Consider the following 9,156-nt stretch of genomic DNA (forward strand, 5'->3'; position numbering starts at 1 on the left):
AGCCACCAGCCACCAGCCACCAGCCACCAGCCACCAGATGTGCTATCCGATTTGCATCTAAAGAGACGCATACAGGCCAACAATCCGACTAGCATGCTGCGCTAGTTGGATTGCTGGCCTGTATGCGTTAGCGTATCGCTTAGCGCAGATTGGCGCGCTTGAGCAACCGCTGAATAGAGCGGTTCGCTTCGGGCAGGACGATGTCTTTGTCGATCGTCCGCATGATGCGGTTTTCCATGACGATACGACCGTTAATGATCGTCGTTTCCACGTCAGCTCGCGTCGCGGAGTAAACGATGCGCGAGATCGGATCCACGTCGAAGGACGGATACGTGTGAAAGTTGTTGAGATCGAGAATGGCCAGGTCGGCCTTCTTGCCGACCTCGAGGCTGCCGATCTCCTTCTCCATGCCGACCGCGCGGGCGCCTCCGATGGTTGCCATGCGGAAGACCGTCTGCGCATTCATGGCCGTCGGCCCATGGTTCGGCTTCTGGATTAGCGCAGCCAAACGCATCTCGTTGAACATATCGAGATTATTATTGCACGGCGCGCCATCCGCTCCTAGGCTGACGGAGATATCGAGCTTCAGCATGTCTGGTGTCTCGGCAATGCCTGAAGCAAGCTTCAGGTTAGAGCCGGGACAATGGCTCACATGCACGCCTCGGTCATGGATGATGCGCTTTTCTTCCTCATCAAGCCAAATGCAGTGCGCCAGAATCAGGCGCTCATTCGCCAAACCGAGATGATCGAGATAGACGATATTGCGCATGCCAGTCTCGGCCTGCACAATCTCGATCTCGCCGAGATTCTCAGATGCGTGCGTGTGCACTTTCACTTGGTACTGCTCCGATAGGCTGCGGACCTCACGCAGCAGCTCTTCCGTGCACGATATGACGAATCGTGGAGAGAATGCGTACTGGATGCGGCCATCGTCGTGGCCGTTCCATTTCTCCAATAAATCGACGCTTTGCTGGAGCGATTCGGAGGTCTTCTCCTGCAAAGCAAAAGGAACTTCGTCCCCTTTGTCCATCATCACCTTGCCGGATAAAGCGCGCATACCGCTCTCCGCAATAGCTTGAAAAGCAAAGTCGGTATGGTGCACCGTCTCCATATCGACGATCGTCGTTGTACCGCTTTGAATAAGCTCGCCGATGCCAAGCATGGCGGAATAATAGATCGATTCCTCATCATGCGAGGCTTCCAGCGGCCATATCCGCGTTTTCAACCAATCCATTAGTTCCAGATCGTCCCCTTTACCGCGGAATAAAGTTTGGCATAAATGAATATGGGTTTGAATGAAGCCTGGAATGATCGTACGATGCTTGGCGTCAATCACCTTATCTACCTGTGCGGGATTCAAATCCGGACCCATTGCTGTAATTCGGTCATTTTCGATGAAAATATCCCCAGTAATAATATCTCCATTGCCGTTCATGGTCACAATTTGCGCATCTTTAATTAGAATGGTTGTCATCATAAACCTCCTACTCCTATTATTGTATGAAGCAATGGACACAAAAAAACTAGCCATGAAAAATATGCCTGACATGCGCACATTTTTCGTAGCTAGAAATTTACGGTTTCTAAGTAGAGACCCTTAATCCAATTATTAAGGTTATACGAAATGGGTAGTATTCAGTTCAGTTCCTGCTTTTCTATAGCGTAATCGGATACAGGCCATTTTGTCAACAGTGTGTTACGTAATCTAACATCTCCTCCCTCTTTTATGAAAACGGAGTCAATCATTCTGGATGATTGATCGTTCCGCTTCCTACCGAGAATGGCGTCGTAACGCCTTCATACATAAGATGCATCGTCATTCCAGCTGCGGCATGTACGAGGTTATGGCAATGATCCATCCATAGTCCTGGATTATTTGCAACGAAAGCTACCTCATAAGTTTCTCCTGGCAATACAGCCAATGTATCGGACCACCAAGGGCTGCCTGTGGATGGTTTACCATTGCGAGACAGCACAAGCACATGATGACCATGTAAGTGCATGGGATGTTCGACGTTACCCCGGTTCACAATAGTCGTTTTGACGAGATCGCCTTCTTTCACCATTAGCATGGGTGTATTCGGGAACACTTCGCCATTCAACGTATAAAGGAAATTCAGATTACGATTGTAGAATCCCAGTTTATTATCCAAAATTAAGGTGAAATTTCGATCAAACCGACTATTTGCATCAAAGGGTGTTGAGGTCGGGGTACCATAGTGAAGGGGATCGAAAGCGATCGTTTGAGAAAGCTCTGGAAGTTCTCCCTTTCCGTCTGGTGACATCAAGATGCCGCTGCTGCGGTTATCGCCAACATTCAGGTACACAGGACGCTCTGGCATGATGAACGTGATGTCATACCGACCACCTGTAGTCACTACCAAATGTGTATTAGTCAATACATCCGGCTTATTCAGTTCCGTTCCGTCAATCGCTGACACCTCAAAATGAGTGCCGACAAGAGTGTATTTTTGCTGCACCCAATCGTCTGTGTTAATGAGTCTCATGCGGACAGGCGTCCCTGGCGCGATTGTCATGCGTTCTAATTGATCTGACTCGCCAATGGCGAAATTATTGCCTTTCCAGCGGTGTGTCATGACCGTAATGTCCTTAACTTGCTGCAGGGTTTCCACCTTCGGCTCAACGATTAATGCTCCGAAGAGTCCCATGCTCACTGCCTCTTGTGAATCTTGGTGAGAGTGATACCAGAAAGTGCCCACTTGCTCTGCGCGGAAGCGATACGTGTAGCTCTCGCCTGGCATAACCGCATTTTGCGTGGCTCCGGCAACGCCATCCTCGGCATTCGGCACATCCAAACCATGCCAATGCGCGGTAACGCCATGCTCGATATCCTCGTTGACCAAAGTGATCTCGACCAGCTCTCCCTGTTTCATACGCAGTTCCGGACCTGGAATTTGCCCATTGTACGACCATGCATCCACGGTTTTGCCAGAGCTAAGTGTGACCGGTTTTTTCTGAGCTGTAAGTGTAAAATGGCGATCCGGCGTCCCTTCTCGCGGACCCTTAAGGTCAGCAACAGACACCATTTTGGCAGAGGAGGAGGAGCCGTTCATACCCTCTGTTCCGTGATTATGCGGACTCATTTTCGCCGTTACTGCCTGCCCGCCATAATCGTGTGTCCCGCTTGCCATATCGATTTCCGCTGGCAATTGACTGTTGTTCACCGCTAGCATAAACAAATAATAGGCGGATCCAGCCACAACAGCCAAAACTCCTACCATTGTTAAGGCGCGTTTCCATAACGTAGGAACGACATAATTTTCCATTTTACTTACCTGCTTGAAGCGAATTTGATGTCTCGACCAAAGTCCAACCGTTGCGAGTACAAAGGCAGCCAGAGGTATGGAAATGTCCAACCACCGAAATGGAACCGGAGGCACGAGTGAGAAATATAAAGTGGTTAGCGCGCCTAGAGCCGTCATTTGAAAAGGAATAATGAGACCGGGGCTAGCAGCTCTATGGTAAATAGTTGGTTCAATTGCAGCACCAGGCTCGGCTAAGCTTTGTTTCGTTAGGGATCGCAATTTGATCAGTTTTGGAACCGATACGAACCATATTGTCAAAATAGGAAGAACTACCAGTGGAGCTTGAATAAACACACGGTCTTGCCAGAAGACCGGATCCATGGATTGCTGCATCCAGACAATAGCTCCAATTATTATGGCAGCTGGAATAGCCGGAAACCATGACCAGAAAAGCAGCTTGCTTGCCTTGCGGTGCATCCGTTCCAGACTCTGGTTATATAGTAATCGGGACGCTTTGACGCTCCCTATCCAGGTGAATATGAGGAATAATAAACTAACAAACAGTATGATTAGAACACTTATGCTGTACAATGAAAACCCTCCTAAGAATCGATAACTTCAGTATAGTTCCCCTGCTTCATACGGAATACGGTCCAGAGGCTAAGTGAATACCTAGACTTAAGTAGGGGTTGAAAGTACATCGACTGACATTCGTCCATTTCTTAAGGTAAGCGGTTACTTTGTATGAATCAACTGGAAATAGTTTGCGTTTTCATGAGGGGTATGGTATGATGAATCCAATCGACAAAAAGAACCTGAATTCACATATTGTAAAGGGTTTTCATTTTTGTTAGTGAACCTTATACAATGTGTGAATTTTTTCTCTTTGAAGAATAAAAAACATGTTAATAATTTTTGGAGGTATTTCTCATGGCTACTGGTACAGTAAAATGGTTTAACGCAGAAAAAGGTTTCGGTTTCATCGAAGTTGAAGGCGGCAACGATGTATTCGTTCACTTCTCCGCAATCCAAGGCGACGGTTTCAAAACTTTGGACGAAGGCCAACACGTTGAGTTCAGCGTTGTTCAAGGCAACCGCGGACCACAAGCAGAAAACGTTGTAAAACTGTAATATAATTAAAAAGACTGCCTTTACTTGTGTAATGGCAGTCTTTTTCAATTTAGCTTATGAGGGCGGAGAACGTTTTGTCAATAGCAGAACGCTGCGTCACTGCTTACCAAGCTAGTTTTACTAACGTAAAACTCTAAGGAGGTTTATCCATGTATTCCAGAAAAAAGTCGCTTGAAGAGATGCCTCTAGAAAATGTGACGGTATGGTCTTGTGAAAAAGAAGGCTGTAAAGGCTGGATGCGAGATAATTTTGCATTCGATCACGTGCCGACTTGTCATTTATGTCAGTCCACTATGGTTCGAAGTGTCAAGTTACTTCCTTTAGTTAATAACACGAATACGGATCAGAAGGCGCTCAAAAAGGGCGTGCAAATTTAATATAACGAAACCCGAAGGCACGGATGTCTTCGGGTTTTTTGTGTTCCCACGGAAGAAGTAGGCATATAAGAGACAACTCACTTGTAAGCTGGGGAGGATAAATGTCAGTGAAATCAACAAAACGTCGTCATTGGCCGCTATTGGCCGGCGCATTCCTACTTGCCGCATGTGTGGTGGTATTGATTGGCAAATCGCCATTCGGTGCACCATTCTCTTGGAAAGACAATACGCCTGCAGTTGCAGTAGCAACACCGCTGCCAACGCCACCACCGCGAGAGGCTGTGGAATTTCGTATGTTGGACTTTGATCGCGGCTGGGTGAAATATGCAGATGGGATCGCGAGAACAGAGGATGGCGGGGCGAAGTGGCAAGAAGCGCTCGGAACAGACATCTCGGCCGAAGAAGCGGGAGGCTCCTTGCCAACAGACGGGCCGATTACGGAGCTGCTTAGCCTTGAGGCAAGTTCAGGCTCGACCGCTCAGGACAGCCCCAAACCGCTTACGGTCACAGTGGGCAATGCCTCTTTGCAAGTAAAGCAATCGCAGTTCCTGACCCCTCGCATCGGATGGGTGCTTCTCGCCAGTACGAAAGATAGTAAGAACCCGCTGCTCATCACGACAGATGGTGGACAGACCTGGGTGGACGGTATGACGGCTGAGGTCAAAGAGGCCATTCTGAAGGAGAAAAAGCATCTGCAGCAACTGAAAATGGAATCGGCGCTCTACGGAAGCAAGGAGGAGGCCAAAGCGGTCATCGGCTCGAAGTGGAAGCTCGTTCCCGATAGCGCAGCCCCTGGAGATGCGGTGCTGGTGCGTCATAACGAACCTGGGAGTATCACTTGGTTGGATAAAACGTATACCCTTCAACCTTATGGGACGGGATATTTTACGTATTTGCCGATTACGATGAGTGCAAAGCCAGGGAAATATCCGATCGGTGATCAGACGCTGACCATTCAACCGAAGAAGTTCGAAACGCAGTATCTGAAGGTGACGGCTCAGATGGAAAGTATGAAGCAGGACACGGGGCGCATTGCAGCCGACCAGAAGAAGATCGATCTGGCGCGAAGTAAGTCCGAGCCGGAGTTTCTGTTCAGCGGGCCGTTCGTGCAGCCCGTCGAGGGGATTTTGACGACACCGTATGGGTACACCCGTTATGTGAACGGGAAATACGACAGCTCTCATCTGGCCATTGATCTGGCCGCGAAGGAAGGCACCCCGATCAAAGCTACGAACGACGGGGTCGTCGCGCTGGCGGAACCCTTGTATTTGACCGGCAACGCCATCTATATCGACCATGGGATGGGGCTTTTCTCGCAGTACGCCCATCTCTCGGAGCTTCGCGTGAAAGCAGGAGATCGGGTCAAGCAGGGCGATATCATTGGGCTCGTCGGCACGACCGGTTTCTCGACCGGGCCGCATTTGCACTTTACTTTTTGGGCGCACAATGTGCAGGTCAATCCGAATTTGTTTTTTAATACGACACCTTTTCGCTGGGTTCAGCCGAAGGGGTAAATTGAATAGGACGCCGACTCTCAACATGAACAGAGAGAGGGTGTCCTTTTTTATACGATCGTGAGAGAAGTAGCTATTTGGTACTGTTGCATGCTACAATAAGGAACAAATGTTCTAGGACGGAGAAAAATAGAGATGACCTCTAACGTCAACATTTCCGTGCGCTCCTTGGTGGAATATGTGTATCGCAGCGGCAGCATTGAGTCAGGTTTTCGGACGAGCCGTGCGCTGACGGAAGGGACCAAAGCGCATCAAAAAGTGCAGAAGCAATACGGCGAGTCGGACCAGCATGAGGTTTATGTTTCAGCAGAGATCCCCTATGAGGATCTTTTATTTGTCATTGATGGGCGCTGTGACGGGCTTCTGTTGGACGCGGATGGTGTGTCGGTTACCGTGGACGAAATCAAATCAACCTCATCCGATATTGGACAGATCGAGGAGGATTCCTATCCAGTTCACTGGGCACAAGCCAAATGCTATGCCTATATGGTGGCCAAGGATCGAGGGCTAAGCCGTATGCGAATTCAACTCACGTACATGCAGGTCGATACGGAAGAGACTCGGCGATTTGTTGTGGAAGTGTCATCGGACGAGCTTGAACAGTTCATGCTTGACGTGCTGGAGCGGTATTATCCTTATGCACAGGCGAGAAACGAGCATGAACTGCGTAGGAATCAGAGCATCAAGGAGCTGTCTTTTCCGTTTCCGAATTATCGTGAAGGGCAGCGTAAGCTGGCCGGTGCGGTGTACAAAACGATAAACGAAGGACGCAAGCTGTTCGCCAAGGCGCCTACAGGCATCGGGAAGACGATGTCGACCCTGTTTCCATCGGTCAAAGCGATTGGTGAGGGACTGCTGCAGCGGATCTTTTATTTGACGGCGAGAACAACGACCCGTACCGCTGCGGAAGAAGCCTATTCGCTACTGCATGCTGGGGGACTTCAATTGCATGTCGTCACGATCACAGCGAAGGAGAAAGTCTGCTTTAAGGAGGAAGTACGGTGCTCGAAGGAGCATTGTGAGTTCGCCGACGGCTATTATGACCGAGTTAATGAAGCTGTGCTCGATCTACTGAGACATGAGACGATCATGACCCGCACAGTCATTGAGTCATATGCGCGAAAGCATCGGGTGTGTCCTTTTGAATTTTCACTCGATGTCGCCTATGCAGCAGATGCTGTCATTTGCGATTACAATTACATTTTCGATCCTCGTGTGAATTTAAAAAGGCTGTTTGAGGAACAGAAGCGGCAAACATCACTCCTGGTAGATGAGGCACATAATTTAGTAGACCGTGCGCGCGAGATGTATTCCAGCAGTTTAAATAAATCGGATTTCCTTGCGCTGCAGCGGGAGTTCAAGGGCGCTCGAGCCGAGCTGCATGATGCGGCCAAGGCCATTAATCAGTACTTTATTGCGATGCGTAAGCAGATTGGGGATCGCCAGATGCAGGTGGAGCCGGAGCTGCCGGAGGCATTGATTGGGCTGCTGGACGTGTTTATTGCAGCAGCGGAAAAGGAGCTGGCCGGGGCCAGAGGTTTGGCAAGCCCGGGAAGCCTGCAAGGCGCAGAAACCGAGCCCGCGACGGCAGCACCCCCTGCGGCTCCGCTGCTGCTAGAGACTTACTTCGGCGCACAAAATTTTGTGCGCATTGCGAAACTGTACGATGAACGGTATGTGACGTTCATGGAATGTGACAGGAACGAGGTCAGAGTGAAGTTGTTCTGCCTTGATCCGTCCCATTTGCTCCAGCAGATGGGCAAGGGGTATCGGTCGCATGTGTTTTTCTCGGCGACCCTTTCGCCGCTGTCCTATTTCATGGACACGCTTGGAGCTGGGGAGGACGACTATTCCGTGACGGTGCCGTCCCCTTTTTCCAAAGAGCAGCTGGATGTCTTCGTTCAGCCTCTTTCAACTCGCTATCAGGATCGTGAGCGCAGCCGCGAGCCGATTGCCCGCTCGCTGTATGAGCTGCTGGCGAAGCGTTCGGGTAATTATTTGGTGTTTTTCCCTTCGTATGCTTATATGAGCAGCGTGTATGAGGCTTTCACTGACCTCGTTGGTGAACAGGAGGCATTGCATCCAGAGCAACCGGAGCTCCGAGTTCTCGTGCAGCAAACGCAGATGTCGGAGGAGGAGCGGGAGCACTTTCTAGCGGAGTTTCAAGCGGGAACGGAGAAGACGCATGTAGGCTTTGCTGTGATGGGCGGCATCTTCTCGGAGGGCATTGATCTGGTAGGAGACCGGCTAACAGGCGTGGCCGTCGTCGGGGTCGGTTTGCCGCAGCTTGGGCCAGAACGGAACCTTATCAAGGCGTACATGGACAGAACCGGCAAAAATGGCTACGAGTATGCCTATGTGTTCCCGGGTATGAACAAAGTGCAGCAGGCTGGCGGGCGCTTGATCCGCTCCGAAACGGATCGCGGCGTTCTGCTGTTGATCGACGACCGCTACCTTCAGCCGCTGTATCAACGTCTACTGCCAGAAGAGTGGCGCGGCTACACAGTGCTGCAGGCACAGCGTCGTTAATTTATTAGCGAATAAAGCCCTGCAACTTTTAAAGCGAGGCACCACAAAAGGCGAAGAACCCTTTTATCTAGAGGGATCTTCGCCTTTCATTGCAGCAGGAAGTAATTCTCTGTAGTTGTGGGAATCAAAGAGTGAATTGAATGGCATTGGAATTTTTACAGTGCTGGATATTTCCAATGAAAAGATATATCTAGCATGCTTACAGTCCCAACTCATTCACGAACAAAAAATAGTGGAATTTATAGCATTACCGATGCATCAAACCTCACATCAAATATTTACTTAATTTGTAATATAAAGTATTTATTAATCTAGACAAACAAAGAAAAAGCACCTATG

Annotated in this window: 6 protein-coding genes and 1 riboswitch; of the genes, 4 read left to right on the forward strand and 2 right to left on the reverse strand. The window is 49.5% G+C overall.

The genetic code is table 11. The features are described from left to right. Window positions 1-139 precede the first annotated feature (139 nt). Window positions 140-1,474, reverse strand: coding sequence for a 5'-deoxyadenosine deaminase (locus G519_RS0140905; protein WP_029199446.1), 1,335 nt, complete (start codon window positions 1,472-1,474; stop codon window positions 140-142). A gap of 69 nt (window positions 1,475-1,543) precedes the next feature. Next, window positions 1,544-1,643, reverse strand: a riboswitch (purine riboswitch). Window positions 1,644-1,742: 99 nt separating this feature from the next. Continuing rightward, entirely contained in the window at window positions 1,743-3,857 is a 2,115-nt protein-coding gene (locus tag G519_RS0140910) for a multicopper oxidase family protein (protein ID WP_051254232.1), read from the reverse strand. A 339-nt stretch (window positions 3,858-4,196) separates the two neighbouring features. Here G519_RS0140910 and G519_RS0140915 point away from each other — a divergent pair, with 339 nt between their 5' ends. The 4 genes from G519_RS0140915 to G519_RS0140930 all read left to right on the forward strand — a co-directional run bounded on the left by G519_RS0140915 (window position 4,197) and on the right by G519_RS0140930 (window position 8,817). Beyond that, window positions 4,197-4,397: a cold-shock protein gene (locus G519_RS0140915; RefSeq protein WP_029199448.1), complete on the forward strand. Its 201-nt coding sequence runs from the start codon at window positions 4,197-4,199 to the stop codon at window positions 4,395-4,397. A 149-nt stretch (window positions 4,398-4,546) separates the two neighbouring features. Continuing rightward, window positions 4,547-4,774: a cold-shock protein gene (locus G519_RS0140920; protein WP_029199449.1), complete on the forward strand. Its 228-nt coding sequence runs from the start codon at window positions 4,547-4,549 to the stop codon at window positions 4,772-4,774. 101 nt (window positions 4,775-4,875) lie between these two features. Further along, window positions 4,876-6,288, forward strand: a complete 1,413-nt coding sequence (locus tag G519_RS53220) for a M23 family metallopeptidase (protein ID WP_029199450.1) — start codon at window positions 4,876-4,878, stop codon at window positions 6,286-6,288. A gap of 135 nt (window positions 6,289-6,423) precedes the next feature. Next, the gene (locus tag G519_RS0140930) at window positions 6,424-8,817 is read left to right on the forward strand and encodes an ATP-dependent DNA helicase (protein ID WP_029199451.1); all 2,394 of its coding nucleotides are present in this window, start codon (window positions 6,424-6,426) and stop codon (window positions 8,815-8,817) included. The last annotated feature ends 339 nt before the right edge of the window (window positions 8,818-9,156 follow it).

This window comes from Paenibacillus alginolyticus DSM 5050 = NBRC 15375 (genome assembly GCF_000422905.1).
Classification (GTDB): domain Bacteria; phylum Bacillota; class Bacilli; order Paenibacillales; family NBRC-103111; genus Paenibacillus_E; species Paenibacillus_E alginolyticus.

Coding starts and splice junctions, on each gene's coding strand:
- G519_RS0140905 (WP_029199446.1), bottom strand. CDS start 1,474: ATGACAACCATTCTAATTAAAGATGCGCAAATTGTGACCATGAACGGC.
- G519_RS0140915 (WP_029199448.1), top strand. CDS start 4,197: ATGGCTACTGGTACAGTAAAATGGTTTAACGCAGAAAAAGGTTTCGGT.
- G519_RS0140920 (WP_029199449.1), top strand. CDS start 4,547: ATGTATTCCAGAAAAAAGTCGCTTGAAGAGATGCCTCTAGAAAATGTG.
- G519_RS53220 (WP_029199450.1), top strand. CDS start 4,876: ATGTCAGTGAAATCAACAAAACGTCGTCATTGGCCGCTATTGGCCGGC.
- G519_RS0140930 (WP_029199451.1), top strand. CDS start 6,424: ATGACCTCTAACGTCAACATTTCCGTGCGCTCCTTGGTGGAATATGTG.